The 24,474-nt window shown below is 65.2% G+C and carries 25 protein-coding genes; 20 read left to right on the top strand and 5 right to left on the bottom strand.

Annotation, left to right across the window (positions count from 1 at the left end):
• Positions 1-43: 43 nt before the first annotated feature.
• Complete coding sequence (locus XI09_RS36205) at positions 44-1,126, bottom strand: branched-chain amino acid aminotransferase (protein WP_271571155.1); 1,083 nt, start codon at positions 1,124-1,126, stop codon at positions 44-46.
• A gap of 340 nt (positions 1,127-1,466) precedes the next feature.
• Here XI09_RS36205 and XI09_RS36210 point away from each other — a divergent pair, with 340 nt between their 5' ends.
• From XI09_RS36210 to XI09_RS36220, 3 genes are read left to right on the top strand one after another with little or no spacing between them, the layout of a single operon-like run.
• The gene (locus tag XI09_RS36210) at positions 1,467-2,009 is read left to right on the top strand and encodes a MarR family transcriptional regulator (RefSeq protein WP_271571156.1); all 543 of its coding nucleotides are present in this window, start codon (positions 1,467-1,469) and stop codon (positions 2,007-2,009) included.
• The gene (locus XI09_RS36215) at positions 2,006-2,737 is read left to right on the top strand and encodes a response regulator (RefSeq protein ID WP_027545994.1); all 732 of its coding nucleotides are present in this window, start codon (positions 2,006-2,008) and stop codon (positions 2,735-2,737) included. Before XI09_RS36210 ends, XI09_RS36215 begins: the two co-directional genes overlap by 4 nt.
• Positions 2,738-2,755: 18 nt before the next feature.
• Positions 2,756-4,144: an ATP-binding protein gene (locus tag XI09_RS36220; protein WP_092189796.1), complete on the top strand. Its 1,389-nt coding sequence runs from the start codon at positions 2,756-2,758 to the stop codon at positions 4,142-4,144.
• A gap of 187 nt (positions 4,145-4,331) precedes the next feature.
• Here the strand turns inward: XI09_RS36220 and XI09_RS36225 are convergent, their stop codons facing one another.
• Both XI09_RS36225 and XI09_RS36230 read right to left on the bottom strand, forming a co-directional pair.
• Entirely contained in the window at positions 4,332-4,862 is a 531-nt protein-coding gene (locus tag XI09_RS36225) for a DUF3617 domain-containing protein (protein ID WP_271571157.1), read from the bottom strand.
• Positions 4,863-4,906: 44 nt separating this feature from the next.
• Positions 4,907-5,200 carry a hypothetical protein gene (locus XI09_RS36230; protein ID WP_211414273.1) on the bottom strand — a complete coding sequence of 98 codons (294 nt, stop codon included), beginning with the start codon at positions 5,198-5,200 and terminating at the stop codon, positions 4,907-4,909.
• Between the two features lie 182 nt (positions 5,201-5,382).
• Between XI09_RS36230 and XI09_RS36235 the strand changes: the two genes are divergently transcribed.
• The 4 genes from XI09_RS36235 to XI09_RS36250 all read left to right on the top strand — a co-directional run bounded on the left by XI09_RS36235 (position 5,383) and on the right by XI09_RS36250 (position 8,189).
• Positions 5,383-5,847: a hypothetical protein gene (locus XI09_RS36235; protein ID WP_271571158.1), complete on the top strand. Its 465-nt coding sequence runs from the start codon at positions 5,383-5,385 to the stop codon at positions 5,845-5,847.
• 121 nt (positions 5,848-5,968) lie between these two features.
• On the top strand, positions 5,969-6,673 hold the full coding sequence (locus XI09_RS36240) for a ribonuclease T2 (protein ID WP_271571159.1): 705 nt from the start codon (positions 5,969-5,971) through the stop codon (positions 6,671-6,673).
• 191 nt (positions 6,674-6,864) lie between these two features.
• Entirely contained in the window at positions 6,865-7,725 is an 861-nt protein-coding gene (locus XI09_RS36245) for a 23S rRNA (adenine(2030)-N(6))-methyltransferase RlmJ (RefSeq protein WP_271571160.1), read from the top strand.
• A 248-nt stretch (positions 7,726-7,973) separates the two neighbouring features.
• On the top strand, positions 7,974-8,189 hold the full coding sequence (locus XI09_RS36250; RefSeq protein ID WP_008544396.1) for a cold-shock protein: 216 nt from the start codon (positions 7,974-7,976) through the stop codon (positions 8,187-8,189).
• Positions 8,190-8,275: 86 nt separating this feature from the next.
• Here the strand turns inward: XI09_RS36250 and XI09_RS36255 are convergent, their stop codons facing one another.
• Positions 8,276-8,899 carry an outer membrane protein gene (locus XI09_RS36255; protein WP_177234798.1) on the bottom strand — a complete coding sequence of 208 codons (624 nt, stop codon included), beginning with the start codon at positions 8,897-8,899 and terminating at the stop codon, positions 8,276-8,278.
• A 251-nt stretch (positions 8,900-9,150) separates the two neighbouring features.
• Between XI09_RS36255 and uvrC the strand changes: the two genes are divergently transcribed.
• The 9 genes from uvrC (at position 9,151) to XI09_RS36300 (ending at position 17,939) form a co-directional block, all read left to right on the top strand.
• Positions 9,151-11,211: an excinuclease ABC subunit UvrC gene (gene uvrC, locus XI09_RS36260; protein ID WP_271571161.1), complete on the top strand. Its 2,061-nt coding sequence runs from the start codon at positions 9,151-9,153 to the stop codon at positions 11,209-11,211.
• 97 nt (positions 11,212-11,308) lie between these two features.
• A complete protein-coding gene (pgsA, locus tag XI09_RS36265) occupies positions 11,309-11,926 on the top strand; it encodes a CDP-diacylglycerol--glycerol-3-phosphate 3-phosphatidyltransferase (protein WP_011090204.1) in 618 nt (205 codons plus the stop codon).
• Positions 11,923-12,174, top strand: coding sequence for a molybdopterin converting factor subunit 1 (gene moaD / locus XI09_RS36270; protein ID WP_007596861.1), 252 nt, complete (start codon positions 11,923-11,925; stop codon positions 12,172-12,174). The genes pgsA and moaD overlap by 4 nt, the downstream gene beginning before the upstream one ends.
• Positions 12,175-12,178: 4 nt before the next feature.
• Positions 12,179-12,661, top strand: a complete 483-nt coding sequence (locus tag XI09_RS36275) for a molybdenum cofactor biosynthesis protein MoaE (protein ID WP_271571162.1) — start codon at positions 12,179-12,181, stop codon at positions 12,659-12,661.
• Complete coding sequence (gene prmB, locus XI09_RS36280; protein WP_271571163.1) at positions 12,661-13,620, top strand: 50S ribosomal protein L3 N(5)-glutamine methyltransferase; 960 nt, start codon at positions 12,661-12,663, stop codon at positions 13,618-13,620. Before XI09_RS36275 ends, prmB begins: the two co-directional genes overlap by 1 nt.
• A gap of 89 nt (positions 13,621-13,709) precedes the next feature.
• Positions 13,710-14,297 carry a phage holin family protein gene (locus tag XI09_RS36285; RefSeq protein WP_271571164.1) on the top strand — a complete coding sequence of 196 codons (588 nt, stop codon included), beginning with the start codon at positions 13,710-13,712 and terminating at the stop codon, positions 14,295-14,297.
• Position 14,298: 1 nt separating this feature from the next.
• Positions 14,299-15,429, top strand: coding sequence for a YihY/virulence factor BrkB family protein (locus XI09_RS36290; RefSeq protein WP_271571165.1), 1,131 nt, complete (start codon positions 14,299-14,301; stop codon positions 15,427-15,429).
• Between the two features lie 146 nt (positions 15,430-15,575).
• Complete coding sequence (locus XI09_RS36295) at positions 15,576-17,069, top strand: EAL domain-containing protein (RefSeq protein ID WP_271571166.1); 1,494 nt, start codon at positions 15,576-15,578, stop codon at positions 17,067-17,069.
• Positions 17,070-17,084: 15 nt separating this feature from the next.
• On the top strand, positions 17,085-17,939 hold the full coding sequence (locus XI09_RS36300; protein WP_271571167.1) for a TIGR01459 family HAD-type hydrolase: 855 nt from the start codon (positions 17,085-17,087) through the stop codon (positions 17,937-17,939).
• A gap of 118 nt (positions 17,940-18,057) precedes the next feature.
• Here XI09_RS36300 and XI09_RS36305 read toward each other — a convergent pair whose 3' ends face one another.
• Positions 18,058-18,453 (bottom strand): response regulator, encoded by a 396-nt coding sequence (locus XI09_RS36305; protein WP_008567674.1) that lies wholly within the window; start codon positions 18,451-18,453, stop codon positions 18,058-18,060.
• A 232-nt stretch (positions 18,454-18,685) separates the two neighbouring features.
• On the opposite strand from XI09_RS36305, the gene XI09_RS36310 reads away from it, so the two are divergent.
• The 4 genes from XI09_RS36310 to XI09_RS36325 all read left to right on the top strand — a co-directional run bounded on the left by XI09_RS36310 (position 18,686) and on the right by XI09_RS36325 (position 24,390).
• Positions 18,686-19,657, top strand: coding sequence for a bifunctional riboflavin kinase/FAD synthetase (locus XI09_RS36310; RefSeq protein ID WP_271571168.1), 972 nt, complete (start codon positions 18,686-18,688; stop codon positions 19,655-19,657).
• A gap of 205 nt (positions 19,658-19,862) precedes the next feature.
• Positions 19,863-22,871 carry an isoleucine--tRNA ligase gene (gene ileS, locus XI09_RS36315; RefSeq protein ID WP_271571169.1) on the top strand — a complete coding sequence of 1,003 codons (3,009 nt, stop codon included), beginning with the start codon at positions 19,863-19,865 and terminating at the stop codon, positions 22,869-22,871.
• 201 nt (positions 22,872-23,072) lie between these two features.
• Complete coding sequence (gene lspA / locus XI09_RS36320) at positions 23,073-23,567, top strand: signal peptidase II (protein WP_271571170.1); 495 nt, start codon at positions 23,073-23,075, stop codon at positions 23,565-23,567.
• Between the two features lie 97 nt (positions 23,568-23,664).
• Complete coding sequence (locus tag XI09_RS36325; RefSeq protein ID WP_271571171.1) at positions 23,665-24,390, top strand: hypothetical protein; 726 nt, start codon at positions 23,665-23,667, stop codon at positions 24,388-24,390.
• The last annotated feature ends 84 nt before the right edge of the window (positions 24,391-24,474 follow it).

Genomic DNA, 24,474 nt, shown 5'->3' on the forward strand with positions numbered 1-24,474 from the left:
TCCCCTCTCCCTCGTGAGAGAGGGGAAACGCTCTCATCGCGTATCAAAACACCTTGCGGATCCAGCTGTGCGGATCGTTGGTGCGGCCGTACTGGATGTCGACGAGCTGCTTGCGCAGGCCCATGGCGACGGGGCCGGCGGCGCCGCCGCTGATCTCGAAATCGCCACTCACCGAGCGCACCTTGCCGATCGGCGAGATCACGGCCGCGGTACCGCAGGCAAAAGCCTCCTTCAGCTTGCCGCTGGCTGCATCCTTGCGCCACTGGTCGAGCGAGTACGGCTCCTCGCGCACCGTCTTGCCGGCATCCTTCGCCAGCGTGATGATGGAGTCGCGGGTGATGCCGGGCAGGATCGTGCCGAGCGGCGGCGTCGAGAGCGAGCCGTCGTCGAACACGAAGAAGACGTTCATGCCGCCGAGCTCCTCGATGTAGCGGCGCTCGATCGCGTCGAGGAACACGACCTGATCGCAGCCGTGCTGGATGGCCTCGGCCTGTGCACGCAGGCTCGCGGCATAGTTGCCGCCGCACTTGACGGCGCCGGTGCCGCCGACCGCGGCGCGCGTGTAGTTCTCCGACACCCAGATCGACACCGGCGCAGGCCCGCCCTTGAAATAGGAGCCGACGGGCGAGGCGATCACCGCGAAGATGTATTCGGACGACGGCTTGACGCCGAGGAAGGTCTCGCTCGCGATCATGAAGGGCCGCAGGTAAAGGCTGCCCTCGCCGCCCGGCATCCAGGCGCGATCGATGCGCACGACCTGCTCGACCGCCTCGATGAAGACGTCTTCGGGCAACTGCGCCATCGCCATGCGGTCGGCCGAATCCCTGAAGCGCCGCGCATTGGCGTCGGGGCGGAACAGGTTCACGCCGCCGTCATCGCGCTTGTAGGCCTTGAGGCCCTCGAAAATTTCCTGAGCGTAGTGCAGGACGGCACCGGCCGGATCGAGCTGGAAGTTGGCGCGCGCCTCGATCCGCGCCTCGTACCAGCCGCCCTTGGCCTGGTTGTAGCGGACGATCGCCATGTGATCGGTGAAGACCCGCCCGAAGCCGGGGTCCACCAGCTTGGCGACGCGATCCTTCTCTGGAGTAGGATTGGATGCGGGCTGGATGTCGAATTTCATGCTCATGTCCTTGGCTCCCGCTGCCGGTAGCGGCGCTGTTCTGGCGCCCGCCTGCCCTGTTTCGGGTCCGGCTGGCTTGATTAGAGTTGTGGCCGGGCCACCGCCAGCCTTGTTACGGCCGGTTTCCGTGGCCAGCATGTCGTCGAGGACATGCTTTTGCGGAAGGCGGAAGTCCAGTATGTTTTGTCGAAATGCCGCTCGACAATCGCACGGTAGATCTGATCCGGCCGTCGCCGCCTGTCCGGCTCTCTCCGGCCGCCTCTGCTTCGATGCCACCCGACGCGAAACGATCTAAAATTTCGTGCGGGTCGATCGTTTTGTAACATTGAACCCAAGATACGTCAATATGCCTGACATAAATTTCGCGACTCCCTCTCAAGACGCTGCCGAGCACCGGCCGGTCGCAGGCGAAGGAGGCAATTTGCGCTGGGATATCATCGAGCTGCTGTTCTTCGCCTATCGCGACTTCGTCGGCGATCCCGACCAGGAGCTGGAGGCTTTCGGCTTCGGCCGGGCCCATCACCGCGTCATGCACTTCGTCTACCGCTATCCCGGGCTGAAGGTCGCCGATCTCCTCGACGTCCTGCGCATTACAAAACAGTCGCTCGGCCGGGTGCTCAAGCAGCTCCTGGACGAGGGCTATATCGTGCAGAAGACCGGCGACAATGACCGCCGCCAGCGCCTGCTCTACGCCACGCCGAAGGGCGAGGCGCTGGTGCAGAAGCTCGCCGGGCTCCAAACCACGCGGATCACCAAGGCGCTCGCCGAGATGGCGCCGCAGGACGCGGAGACGGTCAAGCGCTTCCTGCGCGCGATGATCGATCGCGACGATCCGGACAAGGTGCTGGAGACGATCTTCGCCTCCGTCAATCAAGACGCAAAGGAGTGACCGTGCCGCTCGCTGCCACGCTCGCCCGTCCGCCGGTGCAACCGGCCGATGATGCCCCGCATCTCCTGCTGGTCGACGACGACCGCCGCATCCGCGATCTGCTGTCGCGCTTCCTCGCCAGCGAAGGCTATCGCGTCTCGACCGCGGCCAGCGCCAGCGATGCGCGTTCGAAGCTCATGGGCCTGCATTTCGACCTCTTGATCCTCGACGTCATGATGCCCGGCGAGACCGGCTTCGACCTCGCCCGCTTCATCCGGACCTCCTCCTCGGTGCCGATCGTGATGCTGACGGCGCGCCATGAAGCGGAAGCCCGCATCGAGGGCCTTCAGATCGGCGCCGACGACTATGTCGCAAAACCGTTCGAGCCGCGCGAGCTCGCGCTGCGCATCAACAACATCCTCAAGCGCGCCGCCCCGCCGCCGCAGGCGGCGGTGGTGGAGAAGATCGCGTTCGGCCCCTACGTCTACCATCTCGATCGCGGCGAATTGCGCCAGGGCGAGGAGGTCATTCACCTCACCGACCGCGAGCGCGAGATGCTGCGGATTCTCTCGGAGACGCCGGGCGAGACCGTGCCGCGCAGCGCACTGACCGGCAATGGCAGCGTCAACGAGCGCGCCGTCGACGTGCAGATCAACCGCCTCAGGCGCAAGATCGAGACCGATCCCGCCAATCCGCTGTTCCTCCAGGCGGTGCGCGGCATCGGCTACCGGCTGGTGGCATCACCATAAAGCAGTGAAGCGCGACCGATGAGCACGATCGATACCGGCCTGACGCTGCTGAAGAGCGCCGCCGGCCGCGTATCCGCCGCCAATGGCTGGATGGGCAACGCGTTCAAGGGCTGGATGCCGACCGGCCTCTATGCCCGCGCGCTCCTCATCATGATCGTGCCGATGGTGATCCTGCAATCGGTCGTCGCCTTCGTGTTCATGGAGCGGCACTGGAACACGGTGACGCGCCGCCTGTCGGCCGCGGTGGTGCAGGACATCGCCGCGCTGATCGACGTCTACAAGGGCTATCCGCAGGACAAGGACCGCGACCAGATCCGCCGCATCGCCCAGCAGCGTTTGGGCCTCGTCGTCGATTTCCTGCCCGCCGGCGACATGCCGCCGCCGGGGCCAAAACCGTTCTTCTCGCTGCTCGACCAGACGCTGTCGGTGCAGCTCGGCCGCCAGATCGGGCGCTCGTTCTGGATCGACACGGTCGGCCGCTCCAACCTCGTCGAGATCCGCATCCAGCTCGACGACGCCGTGATGCGGGTGTTCGCGCAGCGCAGTGCGGCCTACGCCTCGAACTCGGAAATCTTCCTGTTCTGGATGGTCGGCACGTCCTCGATCCTGCTGATCGTCGCAGTGCTGTTCCTGCGCAACCAGATCAAGCCGATCCTGCGTCTTGCCGATGCCGCCGAAAGCTTCGGCAAGGGACGCGAGGCACCGAACTTCAGGCCGCGCGGCGCGCGCGAGGTGCGGCGCGCGGCGGTCGCCTTCCTCGAAATGAAGTCGCGCATCGAGCGCACGATGGAGCAGCGCACCGCGATGCTGGCCGGCGTCAGCCACGATCTGCGCACCATCCTGACCCGCTTCAAGCTCGAGCTGGCGCTGATCGGCGACAGCCCGGAGCTCGAGGGCATGCGCAAGGACGTCGACGAGATGTCGATGATGCTGGAAGACTACCTCGCCTTCGCCCGCGGCGATTCCGGCGAGCAGTCGCAGCCGACCGACATGGCGCAGGCGCTCGAGGAGTTGCGCAGCGATGCCGAACGCCACGGCCACGCTGCGACCGTCGCATTCAACGGACTGCCGGTGGTGACGGTGAAGCCGGCCTCGTTCAAGCGCTGCCTCGCCAACCTCGTCACCAATGCGGCGCGCTACGGCAAGAGCATCGCCATCACCGGCCAGCGCGATCACCGTTATCTGACCGTCACGGTCGACGACGACGGCCCGGGCATTCCCGCGCATCTGCGCGAAGAGGTGTTCAAGCCGTTCCTGCGGCTGGACAACGCCCGCAACCAGGACGAAGGCGGCACGGGCTTAGGCCTCGCCATCGCCCGCGACATCGCCCGCTCCCACGGCGGCGACATCACGCTCGGCGACAGCCCGATGGGCGGATTAAGGGCGAGCGTGCGAATACCGGTGTAGCTGTTCTTACCTCTCCCCGCTTGCGGGGAGAGGTCGGATCGCCCCCGGCGATGCGAAGCATCGTCCGCCGCGATCCGGGTGAGGGGGTACAGGTCCCTCGACGATCGCGCCTGTGGAGAGAGGCCCCTCACCCCAACCCTCTCCCCGTAAGAACGGGGCGAGGGAGCGCACCGGTTTCGCGGTGAGCCTACTTCGGCAGCAGGTTCTTCAGCTTGTCGACGTCGCGCACGTTCATCTTGAAGCCGCCGGGCATCACGATGTCGCCGGGCTTCTGGTCCGGCTTGCAGGCGCCCAGCCATTTCGCTTCGAGCGTCATGGTGGTGTCGCGCCCCGCGGTGCCGGCGGCGCCGCCTTGCGCGTGTGACGAGGTCTTCACCGTATAGGCCGAGTTGAAATCGCCGGTGATCTCGGCATGCGAGGTGGTGCTGATGCCGGCGACGCTGCACTCGGAATCGCTGACATAACCGGTCGCGGTCTTCTTGATGTCCTGCTTGGCGCAGATCTGCTTGGCCATCGGGGAGACGTTGTTGTTCATCTCCTTGTCGACGGTCTCGTCGGTGCAGTGCTGCATGGTCATTTCCGGCATCGCAGAGCCGCTCCTGACCATCTTCAATTCCCACAGGCCGGCCTTGCGCACCGGCAGATCGTCGGCGCAGGCGCTGCCGGCCGACAACACGAAGCAAACGGCCGAGCCGAGCAAAGCAAGTTTGCGCGTCATGTGGGATGCTCCCGGCTGAGAGATCGCTGCGCTACGGAAACGCCTCAGTACAGCGTGCGGATCGGCTGATCGGCGGCGCCATAAGGCACCCAGCGGCAGGAGAACGAGATGTATCCGCCCTCATAGGCCTGCACGCCGAGGAATTTGACGACCTTGCCGTAGCGCGCGCAATGATCGACCGCGACCTGCCGCGCATCGACCTGATTGGCCATCGAATAGGCGATGATGCCGCCGGTGTCGTTGCCCTTGAACGGAGGCACCGGAAGGATATCGGCGCGCGCCGACTGGCTCGCCATCATACCCAGGGCAAGAAGGCCGGCGGCCGCAATGATTCGCATTCCCGTTACTCCAATTGGTTGGCGCCAGTTTACGGTGCCGGGACGGAAGTGAAAAGAACTGAAGCCCTGTCGAATGCGACGTTATGGTCAACTCCTGGCCAAGTGTTGCCGCGCTGCACTTGACCTCACCCGCCCTTCGCGGCACCGTCCGACCTTCGCAGATCATGCTGTCTGGATTGCCCATGCGCGCCTCGACCTCCCTGAAATCGCTCCGCTTTGCCGCCGTGCTCGGCCTCCTGTTCGGGGCGCTGTCGCTCGGTGAGGCCAGGGCGGCTAATCCGCTGGAGCTGAACTTCTGGCTGAGCGGACCGCGCTATGACGGCAGCGTCGCCGATTGCGACAAGGCGCTACCGACGATCGCCACCCAGTTCTGGGAGAAGGAAAGCGCCTTCTGGAATTCCTCGTTGAAGATCACCGGCTTCTCCGCCGTGCGCGAGGCCGCGTTCCGGCCCTGGCAGTCCGACAACATTCCGCGCCGCTATTGCACCGGCGAGGCCATGCTCAACGACGGCAAGGTGCGCAAGGTGCATTTCTCGATCATCGAGGACGGCGGCTTTGCCGGTTACGGCAATGGTGTCGAATGGTGCGTGGTCGGGCTCGACCGCAACTGGGCCTACAATCCGGCTTGCCGCGCCGCCAAGCCCTAATTCGACAAGCCCTGATTCGGACCTAGCCCAGCGGCCTGACGGAGGCCGCCCGAATTTTGTTCTTGAAATGTTCTTATCGCCTGCTAGGCTCGATTGCACAGTCTAGTTGAGGGGCGTCGCCATGTTTCATTCCAGATTGCACTCATTCTCCCGCCTGATGATCTCGCTGGTCCTTGCCCTGCCCCTTGCCGCCGGGCTGGTCTCGCTGGCGGGCGTCGCGCAAGCCCAGGACAAGCGGCAGAACGCGCCCGGCGAATTCGATTTCTACGTGCTGTCGCTGTCGTGGTCGCCCTCCTTCTGCGAGGAGGCGGCCGAGCGCGGCGGCCGCTCCCAGATCCAGTGCAGCGGCCGGCCCTATGCTTTCGTGGTGCACGGGCTGTGGCCGCAATATGAGAACGGCTTTCCGGAATATTGCCAGCGGCCGGCGCCGCGGCTGAACCGCAGCATCGTCTCCTCGATGCTCGACCTGATGCCGGCGCCGGGCCTGATCTTCAACGAATGGGACAAGCACGGCACCTGCTCGGGGCTCGCCGACCGCAGCTATTTCGAGACGATCCGGAAAGCGCGCGCCGCGATCAAGATTCCGGCCGAGTATCTCGACCTGTCGCAGGCCAAGACCGTGGCGCCGGCGGAGGTCGAGGAGGCCTTCATCAAGGCCAATCCGGGCCTCGGCAGCGCCGCCGTCTCGGTCACCTGCAACCGGACGCGGCTTTCCGAGGTCCGCATCTGCCTCAGCAAGGACCTGCAATTCCGCGCCTGCGAGGAGATCGACCGCCGCGCCTGCCGCCGCGACCAGGTGACGATGCCGCCGATCAGGGGTGGGTAGACGGGCTCTCGTGCCCCGGATGCGGTGCAATGCGCCGCGAAACGCGGCGTGGTGCACCGCTGATCCGGGGCCCATCACGAACGAAGAAGCTGGGTCCCGGCTCAGCGGCGCAGCGTTACACGCTGCACCGCGTCCGGGACACGCATTAGTGCCTCTTTGCTCAGGCCGTGACGTGGCGTAGTGCTCTTTCCATGAACTACCGTCACGCCTTCCATGCCGGCAACTTCGCCGATGTCATCAAGCACATCGTGCTGGCGCGCATCCTCACTTACTTGCAGGACAAGCCGGGGGCGTTCCGCGTCATCGACACCCATGCCGGTGCCGGCCTGTACGATCTTGAAAGCGACGAGGCGCGGCGCGGCGGCGAATGGCTGACCGGCATCGCGCGGCTGATGCAAGCGCGCCTGTCGAACGAGACCGCCGCGCTGACCAAGCCTTATCTCGACATCGTCCGCGCCTTCAATCCGAAGGGCGAGCTCAAGGCCTATCCGGGTTCGCCGCTGATCGCGCGCGGCCTGCTCAGGCCGCAGGACCGCCTCGTCGCCTGCGAGCTCGAGCCGAAAGCACGCAAGGCGCTGATCGACGTGCTGCGCCGCGACGAGCAGGCCCGCGTGGTCGATCTCGACGGCTGGGTGGCGCTGCCGGCCTTCGTGCCGCCGAAGGAACGGCGCGGGCTGGTGCTGATCGATCCGCCATTCGAGGCAAAGAACGAGTTCGAACGGCTGGGCGAAGTCTTCTCGGAGGCTTTCGCAAAATGGCCGACCGGTATCTATGTAATCTGGTATCCCGCCAAGAGCCGGCGCGCCACCGACACGCTGACGCAGCTCGTGGCGCGGCTCGCAGCCGCAGCAAAGCCGCCGGGCAAATGCCTGCGCCTCGAATTCAGTGTCGCGCCGCAAGCCGACGGCGCCGCCCTCACCTCTACCGGACTGCTGATCGTCAATCCCCCTTACACGCTGCATGGCGAGCTCAAGACGATCCTGCCCGAGCTCGAAATGCCGCTCGGCCAGGGCGGCGCTGCCAGATTCCGATTAGAGGTGCCGAGGCCGTAACACTCCGGCATTTAGGAAAAAGATGCAGGAGCGGTAGTCAATCTGCAAAGAACCGTATTATGCTATTTCCGTGACTGGCTTTACGTTCCGCTTCCGCGAATGGTTGCGGCGGAGTGAAGGCCTAAGAAAGATCCGGCCGGACCGAAAGGTCCGCCCAAGGATGGCCAGCTCCCGGGCTCCGTAAGGCCCGGTCATGTCGTGACGTGAGTCTGCGTCGCGGCGGAGGAGCAATGAGGGGGAGTTTCCCGATGGCCATGACGGGAACGGTCAAGTTCTTCAACGGCGAGCGCGGCTACGGCTTTATCAAGCCGGATGACGGCGGTCGCGATGTCTTCGTTCACATCACTGCTGTGGAGCGAGCGGGACTGAAGGACCTTGCCGAAGGACAGCGTATTACTTTCGAAGTCGAACCGGACAAGAAGGGGAAGGGACCGAAGGCGGTCAATTTGGTCATCCTCTCCTAGCGGGCCTGACTCAAAAAACCTGGCGCAAAAAAGTCCCGGCCGCGAGCGGCCGGGAGGTTATTGTCCGGTATTTTCTTATTTGGCTATCAGAAGTGATAGTTCACGCCTGCGCGCACAACGCTGGCGCTATAGCCGTTTGACACGCCTGTAATTGCGAACTGACTCGTCGACAGATCGATGTAGAGATATTCGAGCTTGGCGGTCCAGTTGGGCGCGAAGCCCACTTCCGCACCGGCACCGATGGTCCAGCCGGCGCTGGTGTGCGACTCGGTCCAGCCGAAGGTCTGCGCGCGCAGCTCGCCGAAGGCGAGGCCGGCGGTGCCGTAGAACAGCACGTTGCTGAAGGCATAGCCGGCACGGCCGCGCAGGGTGCCGAACCACGGATTGGAGAACTTCCACGGCGCGAAGGTGTCATCAGCGCCGGCGGCCTGGATATCGCCCTCGACGCCGAACACCCATGGACCGTTCTGGAAATTATAGCCGGCCTGAATGCCGCCGACGAAGCCGGAGGGCTTTACGGGTGAGTTACTCACCGACCCCCACTCATAGCCGAGATTGGCACCAAGATACGGACCAGCCCAGCTATAGGCATTGAGCGGCTGATTGACGGTATAGGGCGCACGCTGCCCGTAACTGAGATCGGCGGCCTCTGCCGAAGCTGTCCAGCCGGCGGCAACCAACACGGCTGCGCCCACAACGAGCCTCTTCATCACACACTCCAACGCAACTGCCGTAAACCGGTGCGATGCCTGCGCCGCCGCGCCGGGCCATGTCGCATGGTTACGGAACCAAGACCTTTTCGCGTAAGATTTATCGAGAGTTTTAAGTTAAAGGGCTGTTAAGACCCGTTACCGCGCGCTTAACAGACTTAAGGAAGCGTTACCGGGAACTGCGCCGCCATCCTGTGCGTGCAGCATGGCCGGAACTTCAAATCGGCATCCCCAGCGCCTAAATTCGTCCCATGGTTCACGATTCCACCGACGATCCGGACGACGCCCGCGCGCGCAAATCCAGGCGCGGCATGGCACCGGACGCCCCGTCCCAGGAGACGGCACCGCCGGACCTCGATCCCGCCACCACAGGCGGCGACGACGAGGACGACGCGCTGCTGCCTGACATCCTGGAAGAGAGCGGCGCGGTCGGCGAAGAGCCGCTGGCGACGGGTCATGAGGCGATCGAGCGCGCGGTCCGGCTCGCGCCGACCTCGCCCGGCGTCTATCGCATGCTCAATGCGAATGCCGACGTGCTCTATGTCGGCAAGGCCAAGAACGTCAAAAAGCGCCTCTCCAACTACGCGCGCCAGAATGCGCCGCAGCCGGCGCGCATCCTGCGCATGATCGCCGCCACTGTGACCGTGGAGATCGTCTCGACCAACACCGAGACCGAAGCGCTGCTGCTGGAAGCCAACCTCATCAAGCAGCTGCGGCCGCGCTTCAACGTGCAGCTGCGCGACGACAAGTCGTTTCCCTATATCCTGATCACCGGCGACCATTGGGCGCCGCAGATCCTGAAGCACCGCGGCGCGCAGACCCGCCCCGGACGCTATTTCGGCCCGTTCGCTTCCGCCGGTGCCGTCAACCGCACCATCACGGCGCTGCAGCGCGCGTTCCTGATCCGCTCCTGCACCGATTCCTTCTTCGAGAGCCGCACCCGGCCCTGCCTGCTCTACCAGATCCGCCGCTGCGCCGGTCCCTGCACCCGCGAGATCGATTTCCCCGGCTACACGACCCTGGTGCGCGAGGCGACCGACTTCCTTTCCGGCAAGAGCCATGCGGTGAAGCAGGAGCTCGCCGGCGAGATGGAGAAGGCGGCCAATGAGCTCGAATTCGAGAGCGCGGCACTCTACCGCGACCGCCTCGCCGCGCTGTCGGCGATCCAGTCGCAGCAGGGCATCAATCCGCGCACGGTGGAAGAGGCCGACGTGTTCGCCATCCACCAGGAGGGCGGCTTCTCCTGCGTCGAGGTGTTCTTCTTCCGCACCGGCCAGAACTGGGGCAACCGCGCCTATTTCCCGCGGGCGGAGAAGACCTTTACACCCGAAGAAGTGCTCGGCTCCTTCCTCGCCCAGTTCTACGACGACAAGCCGCCGCCGAAGAACATCCTGCTCTCGCATGAGATCGAGGAGAGCGAGCTGCTTGCCAACGCGCTCTCGATCAAGGCCGGGCACAAGATCGAGGTCACCGCGCCGAAGCGCGGCGAGAAGAAGGAGCTCGTCGCCCACGCGCTGACCAACGCGCGCGAGGCGCTGGGCCGCAAGCTCGCGGACACCGCGACGCAGGGCCGCCTGCTCGACGCCATGGCGACGACGCTGAGCCTGCCGCATGCCCCCAAGCGCATCGAGGTCTACGACAACAGCCACATCCAGGGCACCAACGCGGTCGGCGCCATGATCGTCGCCGGCCCGGACGGCTTCGTGAAGAACCAGTACCGCAAGTTCAACATCAAGTCGGAAGGGCTCACGCCCGGCGACGACTACGGCATGATGCGCGAGGTGCTGGAGCGCCGCTTCAAGCGTCTCATCAACCCGCCCGAGGAGGGCGCCAAGGTCAAGGACGACGATTTTCCGCAATGGCCCGACCTCGTGATCATCGACGGCGGCCGCGGCCAGCTCAATGCCGTCCGGGAGATCTTTGCAAATCTCGGCCTGACCCAGGTGTCGCTGATGTCGGTCGCCAAGGGGCCGGACCGGGATGCCGGCCGCGAGACCCTGTTCATGCCGGAGCGCGAGGCAATCAAGCTCGAGCCGCGCGACCCCGTGCTCTATTTCATCCAGCGCCTGCGCGACGAGGCCCACCGCTTCGTCATCGGCTCGCACCGCAAGCTGCGCAAGAAGGACATCCGCGAGGCCGGTTTGCAGGAGATTCCGGGCATCGGCCCGTCACGCAAACGTGCCTTGCTGCATCATTTCGGAACCCTGAAGGAGATCGAACGGGCCTCGATCGCCGATCTCGGCAAGGTTCCGGGGGTGAGCGCCGAAAGCGCCCGCAGGATTTTCGAGTATTTCCATCCCCAGCCGGGGTGAACTAAAGGGGGCCGTGGTCATATGGTCGTCGCATCCCGCACCCCATTTGGGGAGCGGAACGGTTGACCTTCGGGCCACAGCGGTATTGGTAGGACGGATGAACATCGCCACGACACGAGGGACGACCAGCCGCGCGATGTCCCTCCCGAACATCCTGACCTATGGCCGGATCGCCGCGATCCCGGTCGTGGTCGGGTGCATCTACGCACAGTCGATTCTGGATCAGCCGCTGTGGCTGCGCTGGGTCGCGGTCGCCATTTTCATCGCGGCAGCAGTCACCGATTACCTCGACGGCTATTACGCGCGGATCTGGAATCAGCAATCGGCGTTCGGCCGGATGCTCGATCCGATCGCCGACAAGCTGCTGGTCGCCTCCTGCCTGCTGATGCTGGCCGCCGACGGCATCATCCATGGCTGGTCGCTGTGGGCCGCCATCGTGATCCTGTGCCGCGAGATCCTGGTCTCGGGCCTGCGCGAATATCTCGCCGCGCTGCGCGTCAGCGTGCCCGTCACCAAGCTTGCCAAGTGGAAGACCACGGTCCAGCTCGTCGCCATCGGTTTCCTGCTCGCGGGCGAGGCCGGCGACCAGGTCGTGCCTGTCGTGACCCAGATCGGCCTGTTGCTGCTGTGGGCCTCGGCGATCCTCACCATGTACACCGGCTACGATTATTTCCGCTCCGGCATCCATCACCTCATCAAGGAGGATGAGGTATGAAGGTGAAGTATTTTGCCTGGGTGCGCGAACGCGTCGGCAAGGCCGAGGAGACCATCGAGCCGCCAGCGACCGTGCGCACCGTGGAAGAGCTGATCGCCTGGCTCTCCGGCCAGAGCGAGGCCTATGCCTACGCCTTCGAGAAGCCGAAGGTCATCCGCGCCGCGATCGACCACGCCCACGTCAAGTCGGACGCCGCGATCGCGGGCGCCCGCGAGATCGCGTTCTTCCCGCCTATGACCGGCGGCTAGGCCCATGACTTCCCCTGCGACCACCGGCCCCGTCACCATCCGTATCCAGGAAGACGATTTCGACATTGCGCGCGAGATCGCGCTCCTGACCAAGAGCCGGACCGACATCGGTGCGGTCGTGAGCTTCTCCGGCATCTGCCGCAGCGACGAGGACAGCGCGAAGATCGCCGCGTTGACGCTCGAACATTATCCCGGCATGGCCGAGGAAGAGATCAAGCGTCATGTCGACGAGGCGACCACGCGCTGGCCGCTCAACGGCGTCACGGTCATCCACCGCGTCGGGCGGTTCATGCCCGGCCAGAACATCGTGCTGGTGCTGACCGCCTCGCAGCATCGTCAGGCGGCGTTCCAGGCAGCCGAGTTCCTGATGGACTATCTCAAGACCAGCGCGCCGTTCTGGAAGAAGGAAGAGAGCGCCACCGGCACCGGCTGGGTCGAAGCCCACGCCCGTGACGACGAGGCCGCCGCACGCTGGACCAAATCCTGATGGCAAGAGCTTCAAAAAAGACGGCGCGCGGCCGCGCCGCGCCCAGGCTTGCGAAGGTCGGCCGCGGCGAGCTTGTCACGCTCATCGACTTCGTCCGCTATGCCGTGAGCCGCTTCAACGAGGCCAAGCTCGCCTTCGCGCACGGAACGACCGATCCGGTGGCAGAAGCGGCCTTCCTGGTCTGCGAGGCCCTGCATCTGCATCCCGACCAGTTCGAGGCCTTTGCCCACGCGCGCGTCACGGCTGCGGAAGGCAAGACCATCCTCGATCTCATCCATAAGCGCGTGACCACGCGCAAACCGGCCGCCTATCTCGTCAACAAGATCTACATGCGCGGCCTGCCCTTCTATGTCGACGAGCGCGTTATCGTCCCGCGCTCCTTCATCGGCGAGCTCCTGGATTCGCATTTCGGCGGCGACGGCGAGGCCGGCTCGCTGATCGACGACCCCACGGCCGTCGAGCGCGTGCTCGACCTCTGCACGGGATCGGGATGCCTTGCCATCCTCGCCGCGTATCACTTCCCGAATGCAACGGTCGATGCCGTCGATATCTCCAGGGGCGCGCTCGAAGTCGCCGCGCGCAATGTCGGGGAACACGGGCTCGATGAGCGGGTCACGCTCCATCGCGGCGACCTGTTCGCCCCGCTCGGCGACAACAGATACGACCTCATCATCACCAATCCGCCTTACGTCGATGCGGAAGGCATGGCGGCATTGCCGCCGGAATGCCGGGCCGAGCCGAAGCTCGCCTTCGATGGCGGCGCCGACGGTCTCGACGTGGTGCGCCGGATCCTGCGCGACGCCCCCGATCACCTGACGCCGGATGGCGGGTTGATCTGCGAGATCGGCCGCGGCCGCGAATTGGTCGACGAGGCCTTTCCGGAACTGCCGCTGCTCTGGCTCGACACCGAAGACTCCGAAGGCGAGGTGTTCTGGATCGCGGCCGCCGATCTCGGCTGATCGGTCACCGCGGCGACGCTCCGCGCGGAACAAGTCAAATCCCGTCACGTTCATCCCCGACGAATGTCTCGCTCTCGGAGGATGTCCGCATGCTCGCGCCATCGGGCGAATTGCTGCGCGCCGGCATGGCGCTGAAACTCAACCATCTCAGGCGCGCCACCCGGTCTTACTTGCGTGACCGCACCAGCCAGGCCACGGGACGGGCGACGTCCTATGCGGTCGCGGCCGGCCTGTTCGCAGTGGCCGGGCTGTTCCTGATCGCGGCCTTCTTTGTCGGTCTGGTCGCCCTGTACCGCTGGATCGCAATCATCTACGGACAATTCTGGGGTTTTGGTGCCGTCGGCGCGGTCCTGCTGGTCCTGGCCGCGTGCTGCGCCGGCGCGGCTCTGGCTCAAATGAAGCGTCGGGACAAGCCGATCGTGCCGCTGGCCAGCCGTCTGCGCGTTGCGATCGCCTCCCCGCGGATTCCACGCGGAACGGTCAAGCAGGCGGTGAAAGAGGTCGCGACGACGATTCCCCTGGCGCCGCTCGCGCCCGGCGAACGCAGCCATGGCGGCAACACCCGGCCCGTGCGCGCCAACCGTCCCGTGCAACTGGGTCTGATGCTCGCAGCCGTCGGGCTGCTGGGCTTCACGGCCGCGCGTCGGAGACGGCACGGGCACAAATTGGAGGCGTGAGGTGGCGGCGCGGCGCTCAGGGCAGCTCGACTCCTGGCTGCTGGTCGCCGCCACCGCCGTCTTCGTGCTGACCGCCGAACGCTACTTCCGGGACCCCGGCGTAATCCGGCCGGGGCCTCCGCAAGACCACCGCAACAACGAAGCAAGCTCTCCGGAAACGAGCGCAACCCGTGCCGCGACGCAGCCCGGCCGCGGGCGCCGTTCCAAAAGCCCCTTCGCGATCCCCTGGGCCGGCTGGAAGGATATCTTCTGGCGCACCTATCAGCGCATCGACGACGATCGCTTGCTCGCGACCGCCGGCGGCGTCGTGTTCTTCGGGCTGCTCGCGGTCTTTCCGGCCGTCACCGCGCTCGTTTCGTCCTATGGGCTGTTCGCCGATCCCGCCACGATCAGCGCCAATCTCCAGACCCTCGCGACGATGCTGCCCGAGGGCTCGTTCCGGATCGTCGAGGACCAGGTCGCGCGCGTGGTGTCGAAGGGCAATACAACGCTTGGTGCCACCTTCCTGCTCGGCCTCCTGCTTGCGATCTGGAGCGCCAATGCCGGCGTCAAATCGATCTTCGACGCCCTCAACGTCGCCTATGAGGAGCGCGAGAAGCGCAGCTTCATCCTGCTGAACTCGGTGTCGCTGGCCTTCACGGTCGGCGGCATCGTGGCACTGCTGCTGATGGTGGGTGCCGTCGTCGCCTTCCCGCTCGCGCTCAATCATCTCGGCATGGCGCCCGAAAGCAAGTTGATCGTGGCGCTGGCACGATGGCCGCTCCTGTTCCTCATCCTGCTCGCGGCGCTCGCCGTCCTCTACCGCTTCGCACCCAGCCGCGACGCGCCGCGCTGGCAATGGCTGAGCCTCGGCGCGGTGACGGCCGCCCTGCTCTGGATTGCCGGCTCTGCCTTGCTGTCCTGGTATCTGTCCGAGTTCGCCAATTACAACGCCACCTACGGCTCGCTCGGGGCGGCGATCGGGCTGATGATGTGGATGTGGATGTCCGCGATCGTCGTCATGTTCGGCGCCGAGCTGAATTCGGAGATCGAACGGCAGACCCTGCGCGACACGACCACCGGGCAACCCAAGCCGCTCGGCAGCCGCGAGGCGGTCGCCGCGGATACGGTCGGCGCCGCCGCGCCGTCCTGACCTCGCCGCAAACGGACCACTATCCCCTCGAATCAACAATGATGTTAGGGTCATGCGGCTTGGGGGAGCATGAGGCGTGACGGGTTCGCACAGTAACCCGTGTTTTCCCGGGTGAGGCAGTCAGCTCTTGAGGCGTAACGCGCGGCATGATTCGCATTTCGACGATCTTCATCGCCATCTGCATGGTTCTGGTCGCGGCCTCGCTCGGGCTTGTGCTCTACGCGGTCGCCGGCATCAGCGGAACCGAATCCGCGATCGTGGCGCTGACCGCGCTGACCTTCCTGATCCTCTACAACGCGGTGTCGATGCGGCTGCGCGACCGCAGCGACGTCGGCGGCCAGATCGCCGACCTCTCGCGCGGCACCGCCGACCTCGCCCGCCAGGTGGCCGAATTCGGCCGCCGGTTAGCTGCGATCGAAGGGCGCATCGCCTCGTCCAATTCGACCAATTCCGACCGCATCCAGTCGGTGGTCGGCGAGATCAACGAGCTCGGCGGGCTGGTCAGGCAGCTGGCTTCCACCGTGTCGACCCATGAGGACCTGCTGGCTGGTGCCGCGCCTGTAGCTGCGGCGGCTCCGGCCGCGAGGCCTGACCCGGAAACGCCGATCGACCTGATCGCGCCGCTCGAGGAGCGGCCGGTGCCGCCGCCACCGCTTCCCGCGACTCCCCCGCCTCCCGCAGCGCAGCCGCGGCCGGCACCGGCAGTTCAGGCCCAAACCGCCCATCCGGTTCAGACCGTCAACGGACGCAACCAGACCCAATTGCTGGCGACGCTGCGCAACGCGATCGACGAGAACCGCATCGACATCTTCCTCCAGCCGATGGTGACGCTGCCGCAGCGCAAGGTGCGGTTCTATGAGGCGGTGACACGGGTCCGCGACGAGCGCGACCAGTTGATCGCCGCCGAGGAGTTCATCAGCATCGCGGAGGCCTCGGGCCTGATCGGGCGCATCGACAACATGGTGATGCTGCGCTGTGTGCAGGTGCTGCGCCGCCTCATGGTCCGCAACAAGGACGTCGGCGTGTTCTGCAACGTCGCGGCCTCCACGCTCGGCAATTCCACCACCTTCGCGCAATGCCTCGACTTCCTCGAAGCCAACCGGGCGCTGGCGCCGTCGCTGGTGCTGGAGTTCAAGCAGTCGACCTTCCGCAATCTCGGCCCGGCCGAGTCCGAGAACCTCGCCGCGCTCGCCCAGCGCGGCTTCCGCTTCTCGATCGACCATGTCACGGATCTGCGCATCGAACCGCGCGAGCTCGCCGACCGCGGCGTGCGCTTCATCAAGGTGCCGGCCACGCTGTTGCTCGACCCGAGGCAGGCCTCGACCTCAGACATCCACCCGTCCGACCTCTCCGACCTGCTCGGCCGTTTCGGCATCGACCTGATCGCCGAGCGGATCGAAGGCGAGCGCGCCGTGGTCGACTTGCTCGACTATGACGTGCGGTTCGGCCAGGGGTTCCTGTTCGCGCCGCCCCGGCCATTGCGGCCGGAGGGGGCATCTGCTACCGGCGGGGCCTCGCCGAACCAGGCGCAGGACATTCAGGGATCCAATGGCTCCGCTCCACCCAGCCCAGGCGCGACGTCAGCCGCACCTGCGGCACAACGCATCACCGGCAACGCGGCGCTCGCGCGCCGAATCTGATCGGCCGCGCGCATCATGACCACGCTGCATTTCGCCGAAAGCCTGCATGAGCTCGTGGGCGATGTGGACGTCGTGCTCAGCGACATCTGGGGCGTGGTTCACAACGGCCTGGAATCTTTCCCCGAAGCCTGCGAAGCGCTGCACACCTATCGCAACCGCGGCGGTACGGTGATCCTGATCACCAATGCACCGCGCCCCGCCGACTCCGTGCAGCGGCAATTGCGCAAGCTCGGCGTCGCCGACGAGACCTATGACGCGATCGTCTCGTCGGGCGACCTGACCCGGCTCTATGTCGCCGATCATCCCGGCCGCAAGATGTTCTGGCTCGGCCCCGAGCGCGACAACTCGATCTATCGCGGCCTCGATGCGGTGACCGCGCCGCTGGAAGAGGCCGACTACATCGTCTGCACCGGCCTCTATGACGACGAGACCGAGACGGCGGAAGACTATCGCGGCATGATGCTGAAGGCGCGCGAGCGCAAGCTGACGCTGGTCTGCGCCAACCCGGACATCGTGGTGGAACGCGGCGACCGGCTGATCTATTGCGCCGGCGCGATCGCCGAGCTCTATCGCGAGCTCGGCGGCGAGGTGATCTTCTACGGCAAGCCGCACCGGCCGATCTACGAGCGCGCGATGGCGCTCGCCGGCGAACGCCAGGGCCACCAGATCGACCGCAGACGCGTGCTGGCGATCGGCGATTCCGTCCGCACCGACCTCACCGGCGCGCGCGAATTCGGCATCGACTGCCTGTTCGTCACCCGCGGCATCCATGCCGAGGAGTTCGAAGGTCTCGACCAGCTCGACCCGGCGTCCGTGATGGAATTGTTCGGTCACCCCCCGAAGGCGCTGATGCGCGAATTGAAGTGGTGATCTTCTAGATTCCGGGTTCAGTGCTGGCGCATAGCCCCGGAATGACTGGCCCAACACGGAAAAGCCCGGGACGAGCGCCCGGGCTTTCCAAATTCACCTGATGGATTCGAAAGCGCGCTTACGCGCTCGCCATGTCCGGGAAAACCGCCTCGATCTTGGTCTTCAGCGTCGCCGCGTTGAACGGCTTGACGATGTAGTTGTTCACGCCGGCCTTCTTGGCCGCGATCACGTTCTCGGTTTTCGATTCCGCCGTGATCATGATGAAAGGCGTGGTGGCGAGGTTCGGATCCGCGCGCACTTCGCGCAAGAGGTCGTAACCCGTCATCGGCTCCATGTTCCAGTCGGAGATCACGAGGCCGTACTTCTTGCCGCGCATCTTGTTCAGCGCCGCCGAACCGTCGCTGGCATCGTCGATGTTCTCGAAGCCAAGCTGCTTCAGCAGATTCCTGATGATACGGATCATGGTGCTGTAGTCATCCACCACCAGAACCGGCATCGACAAATCAACCGCCATCTCGACTCCCCCAACGCAAACCCAGGAATATTACGATTGGAGCTGCCAGGCCTGAGGCCCGTGCAGTTCCACGTTTCAAGGACTAGCATCAAGGCGTTAAACAGCGCGTTAACTGGGACCGCCCCCGAAGAATTGAAATCGCGTTCAATGCCGCCGCCTCCCCCCGCTTGACTTCGCCGGGCGGGTCAAGCCACGGTCCCGGCCGGTCCCGCCCGGCTCGAGAATTCCCCTGATGGCCCCGCATTTTACCGTTATCCGCGACACCACGCCGGATTCCGCTATTCCCCGGGGCGCCGTGGTCGCCATGGGCAATTTCGACGGGGTTCATCTCGGCCATCGCGCAGTGATCGCAGCGGCCCTGGAGATGGGCCGGGCGCATGGCCGCCCTGCGCTGGCGTTGACCTTCGAGCCGCACCCACGGCGGTTTTTCAGCCCCAACACCCCGCAATTCCGCCTGACGGACGAGCGGGCCAAGCTGCGGCTTCTGGCCGGGACCGGGCTCTCCGGCGCCGTGGTCATGACCTTCGACAAGGCAAGAGCCGGCACCAGCGCGCAAGATTTCATTCACCATGAGCTGATCGGGCGTCTCGGCGTCAGCGCAATCGCGGTCGGCTACGACTTCCATTTCGGCAAGGGACGGGTCGGCTCGCCGAGCCTGCTGGTCAACGAGGCGCCCCGGCTCGGCATCGAGGTCGACGTGCAACCGCATGTCGATTTCGACGAACGGCCGGTCTCCTCCAGCGCCATCCGGATTGCGCTCGCCGAAGGCCAGCTGGACGAAGCCACCACCATGCTCGGCGCCCCCTGGTTCATCACCGGCGAGGTGATCCATGGCGAGAAGCGCGGCCGCGACCTTGGCTACCCCACCGCCAATATCCGCCTGGACGCCAATTGCGGCCTCAAGCACGGCATCTATGCGGTACGGGTCGGCCGCGGCGCCGAGCGCCTGGACGGGGTCGCCAGTTTCGGCCGCCGGCCGACCTTCGACAATGGCGCCCCTCTCCTGGAAATCTTCCTGTTCGACTTCAAGGGCGACCTCTACGGGCAGGTGCTCGACTGCGCCTTCGTCGGCTTCATCCGCGAGGAGCTGAAATTCGAGGGCATCGAGGCCCTGATCCGCCAGATGGACGACGATTCCGCCCGCGCCCGCGCCATGCTGGCCGCCGCCCCGGACGCATTTCCGCGGCTTGGCGTCATCGATTGAGGCCGAAAACCGGCCTGCCGGACCTTTGCGCTTCCTCCGCCCGGCTGCTATGGAGAGCCCATGTTTGCGCGGCGCATCATAGGGATTAGCGGCCCGGCTTCCGCCTGAGCCTTTGGCTCGGCGCAAGACCGGGATGTCGTCGTTTCACCCCCGCGATTCCGCATCGCCATCCGTTTTCCCGCGCCCTTCCGAGCCAGTCAGCCTCATGTCCGAAAAGCCGCAAAAGTCCCAAAAGTCCGAAGTCAAAGACTATTCGAAAACCCTGTTCCTGCCGCAGACCGAATTCCCGATGCGCGCCGGCCTGCCGCAGCGCGAGCCGGAAATCCTCAAGCGCTGGTACGAGATCGGCCTCTACGAGAAGCTGCGCGCGGGCGCCAAGGGCCGCGACAAGTTCGTGCTGCATGACGGCCCGCCCTACGCCAACGGCAACATCCACATCGGCACCTCGCTGAACAAGATCCTCAAGGATCTCGTCACCAAGAGCCAGCAGATGCTCGGCTTCGATTCCAACTACGTGCCCGGCTGGGACTGCCACGGCCTGCCGATCGAGTGGAAGGTCGAGGAGGAGCACTATCGCAAGAAGGGCAAGCAGAAGCCCGACTTCCGCGACAGTGCCGCGATGATCGATTTCCGCAAGGAATGCCGCGCCTATGCCACCCATTGGCTCGGCGTGCAGCGTGAGGAGTTCAAGCGTCTCGGCGTGATCGGCGACTGGGACCATCCCTACGCCACCATGAGCTTCCCGGCCGAAGCCCAGATCGCGCGCGAGCTGATGAAGTTCGCCGCCAACGGCACGCTCTACCGCGGCTCCAAGCCGGTGATGTGGAGCGTGGTCGAGAAGACCGCGCTGGCCGAAGCCGAGGTCGAGTACGAGGACTACACCTCCGACATGGTCTGGGTGAAATTCCCGGTGACCTCGCCGGCACATGGCGTGCTGGCCTCCGCGAGCGTCGTGATCTGGACCACCACGCCCTGGACGCTACCCGGCAACCGCGCCATCTCGTTCTCGCCGAAGATCGCCTATGGCCTCTACAAGGTCACGGATGCGCCCGCGGACAATTGGGCCAGGACCGGCGATCTCCTGATCCTCGCCGATGCGCTCGCCGAAGAAGTGTTCAAGCAGGCGCGTGTCACCGCCTATGAGAAGGTGCGCGACGTCCCCGCCGACACCATGGACGCAATCGAATGCGCCCATCCCCTGAAGGGTCTTGCCGGCGGCTATGAATTCGTCGTGCCGCTCCTGCCCGGCGACCACGTCACCGACGATACCGGCACCGGCTTCGTCCATACCGCCCCCGGCCATGGCCGCGAGGACTTCGACGCCTGGATGGCACATGGGCGCGATCTCGATGCGCGCGGCGTCAACACGGCGATCCCCTATACGGTCGACGAGAACGGCGCCTACACCGACCATGCCCCCGGCTTCGTCAGCAAGCGCGTCATCAACGACAAGGGCGAGAAGGGCGATGCCAACGAGGCCGTGATCAAGGCCCTGGTCGAAAAGGGCATGCTGCTCGCGCGCGGCCGGCTCAAGCATCAATATCCGCATTCCTGGCGCTCCAAGAAGCCGGTGATCTTCCGCAACACGCCGCAATGGTTCATCGCGATGGACAAGGATGTTGCCACCGATGGCAAGACCAAGTCCGGCGACACGCTGCGCGCCCGCGCGCTGCACGCGATCTCGGTGACGCAATGGGTGCCGCCGTCCGGTGAAAACCGCATCAACGGCATGATCGAGGCGCGCCCCGACTGGGTGATCTCGCGCCAGCGGGCCTGGGGCGTGCCGATCGCCGTGTTCGTGCGCGAGAAGGCGGACGGCTCCGCCGAGATCCTCCAGGACGAGGCCGTCAATACCCGCATCGGCGACGCCTTCGAAAAGGAAGGCGCGGATGCCTGGTACGCGAAAGGCGCGCGCGAACGCTTCCTCGGCCCGCGCGCGAGCGAAGGCTGGCAGAAGGTCGACGACATCCTCGACGTCTGGTTCGATTCCGGCTCGACGCACGCCTTCGTGCTCGAGGACCCCGTGCACTTCCCGGGGCTGTCAGGCATCAAGCGCAAGGTCGACGGCGGCACCGACACCGTGATGTATCTGGAAGGCTCGGACCAGCATCGCGGCTGGTTCCACTCCTCGCTGCTGGAGAGCTGCGGCACGCGGGGACGCGCCCCTTACGACATCGTGCTGACCCATGGCTTCACGCAGGACGAGCACGGCCGCAAGATGTCGAAGTCGCTCGGCAACACCATCGAGCCGCAGGCCGTCATCAAGGAATCCGGCGCCGACATCTTGAGGCTCTGGGTTGCCGCCTGCGACTACACCGACGACCAGCGCATCGGCCCCGAGATCCTGAAGAACACCGTCGAGACCTATCGCAAGCTGCGCAACACCGTGCGCTGGATGCTCGGCACGCTGCATCATTACAAGCCGGCTGACGCGGTTCCGCCGGCCGAGATGCCCGAGCTCGAGCGGCTGATGCTGCACGAGCTCGCGATGCGCGCCGAGCTGATCGGCAAGGCGTACGAGACGTTCGACTTCAAGAGCGTGGTGGCAACGCTGTCCGCGTTCCTGAACAGCGAGCTGTCCGCGTTCTACTTCGACATCCGCAAGGACACGCTCTATTGCGATCCGCCGTCCTCGCCGACGCGCAAGGCGGCGCTGACCACGATCGACCTGTTGTGCGCCTCGATCCTGAAATGGCTGGCGCCGATCCTCAGCTTCACCGCTGAGGAAGCCTGGCGCATGTACCGGCCCGACGCCGAACCGTCGGTGCATCTGACGCTGTTCCCGACCAATCTCGAAAGCCTGCGCGACGACAAGCTCGCCGAGAAATGGGAGGCGATCCGCAACGTCCGCCGTGTCGTCACCGGCGCGCTCGAGCTCGAACGCGCCGCCAAGAACATCGGCTCGTCGCTGGAGGCCTCGCCGGTCATCTATGTCGCCGACCGCGGCATGCTGGCGACGCTGTTCGACACCGACCTCGCCGAAGTCTGCATCACCTCGAACTACGAGGTGCGCGAGGGCGAGGCGCCGGCTTCTGCGTTCCGCCTCGATGCCGTGCCCGGCGTTGCCGTCGTGGTGGAGAAGGCGGTCGGCACCAAATGCGCCCGCTCCTGGAAGATCTCGCCGACAGTCGGCGAAGACCCCGAATACCCCGACGTCACCCCGCGCGATGCTAAGGCGCTGCGCGAATGGAAGGCGCTGGGGGTGCAGACCTAACCTGTGTCGTCCCGGCCTAGTTGCGCAATTGCGCACGGGAGCCGGGACCCATAACCACCGCCGCCAATTGCAGCGAAGGCTGATGACCGCGAGTCCTTCAAACAAATACCGCCTCGGAGTGTCGCGACGAGCGCATAGCGCTCGCGCGGAGGTCCCGGCCTTCGCCGGGACGACGGCGGAAAATGGGGCGACGGGATTGGCATGACCCCCCTCCGCGCCGGCATCGTCTCGGCCATCGCCACGGTCATCCTTGACCAGGCCTCGAAGCTCTGGCTGCTGAACGTGTTCGACCTCGCCCGTCGCGGCGCGGTGAAGGTGACGCCGTTCTTCGACCTGGTGCTGGCCAAGAACGTCGGGATCAGCTTCGGCTGGCTCCAGAACGACGGCCAGGCGGCGCAGCTCGCGCTGATGGCCGTGAAGGTCATTGCTGTGGTCGCCTTGGCGATCTGGATGGTCCGGTCGCACACCCGCCTTGCGACCGTCGCCTTGGGGTTGATCATCGGCGGCGCGATCGGCAACGGCATCGACCGGTTCGCCCATGGCGCAGTGATCGATTTCGCCCTATTCCACATCGAGATCGGCGGAAATACCTATAATTGGTATGTGTTTAACCTCGCCGACGTGGCCATCGTTGCTGGGGTGGCGGCGCTATTGTATGATTCCTTCCTGGGGGTACCCGCCGCAAAAGCGCCCTGATCCCGGCCGATACGGACCGGCAGGTGGAACCCGCTTTTTGCGAGAATTTGAGCCGCGTGCGAGCGGCAATCTGCCACAATATGGAACAGGTACACTGATGCGCAGCTCGAAGACCAGCGGTTCGATGGTTCGAGACCCCCGGTGGGAGTTCTGGCGGGCGTTGAAATTGTCCACTGTCGCGCTCGGCATCGGTCTCGTCATGGCAGCAGGCGCGGCCCGCGCCGGCGATGATGACGAAGACGATCGGACCTTCGAGGAAAAGATCATCGATAATTTGATGTCCGGTCTCGGCGCCAAGAGCATGGAAACGCCCGGAATTGAATACCGCGAACGTTCGCCGCTGGTGGTGCCGCCGAAGCTCGACCTGCCGCCCCCGGCATCGTCCGCCGAGGCGGCTCCTCCGAACTGGCCAAATGACCCGGATGAAAAGCGCCGCAAGGAGGCTGCCGCTGCCAGGAAGAAATCCGGCACCAAGTTCGTGAACCCCTGGGAAGCGGCCCGACCACTCACTCCGGCCGAATTGAACGCCGCCAAGACCAGCGGCAACAGCCGCACGTCGAGCAACGACTCTGTCCAGCCGGGCGGGAACAATCCAACCCTGAGCCCCAGCCAGCTCGGCTATAAGGGAGGTCTGCTCGGCCTCTTCAAGGGTGACAGCGAAGAATCCAAGCAATTCACGTCTGAGCCGCCGCGGGCATCCCTGACCGAACCACCGCCCGGATACCAGACGCCCTCGCCCAATTACGCCTATGGCGCCGGGGGACCGGATAAGTCCAAAAGGACCTATTTTGACGTGCTCAGTGGTAAGGAAAAAGAGAAATAGCGCTCTTGCCGATTGGCGTCCCCATACGGAACTGCCGCAATCGCCCGGTGTAGGCCGGACGAAGCACATGACTTATCTTTAACT

The organism is Bradyrhizobium sp. CCBAU 11386, from assembly GCF_028128955.1.
Taxonomy (GTDB): Bacteria; Pseudomonadota; Alphaproteobacteria; order Rhizobiales; family Xanthobacteraceae; genus Bradyrhizobium.